Annotated in this window: 1 protein-coding gene; it reads left to right on the top strand. The window is 65.5% G+C overall.

What is annotated here, in order from left to right; genetic code table 11:
• The coding region (locus tag D1094_RS18490; RefSeq protein WP_182440248.1) for a glutathione S-transferase C-terminal domain-containing protein at positions 1-329 on the top strand (329 nt) is incomplete at its 5' end.
• Between the last annotated feature and the right edge of the window lie 198 nt (positions 330-527).

Below are 527 nucleotides of genomic sequence, written 5' to 3'. Positions count from 1 at the left end.
AGGTCGCCTACGGCGCGATCCGCTACACCAACGAGACCAATCGCCTCTATGGGGTGCTGAACAAGCGCCTGGCTGACCGCGACTTCATCGCCGGCGCGTTCTCGATCGCCGACATGGCCTGCTGGCCCTGGGTCGTGCCGTGGCGCAACCAGGGCGTCCAGATCGAGGCCTTTCCGCATCTCAAGGCGTGGTTCGACCGTGTCGGCGAGCGCGCCGGCGTGCAGGCCGGCTTCAAGGTGGGCAACGAACTGCGCAACAACACCCTGGCCGCCAGCGGCAAGGACGCGGAGAAGGCGCGGGCGGTGCTGTTCGGCCAGCGGGCGCGGTAGGCGGCCCGTCCGGCGCCGGTTGTCCGGGCCTAACCCTTGAATTCCTTAATGTAAGGTGATTTCGCGCTTAACCTTATTTTCAAGGCCCTCAGGCTTTTCTCATCCCCGGACATCGCAGAGGGCCGGCAGAAGCCGGCCCGCGACTTCGCAGGGAGTGTGGAAGATGCACACTTGTATCGAGACGCCGGCCGCCGACAT

This window comes from Colwellia sp. RSH04, assembly GCF_003545765.1.
Lineage (GTDB): Bacteria > Pseudomonadota > Gammaproteobacteria > Enterobacterales > Alteromonadaceae > Colwellia.
The sequence above is the reverse complement of the archived record's forward strand: the minus strand, read 5'-3'. Positions and strand labels throughout refer to the sequence as shown.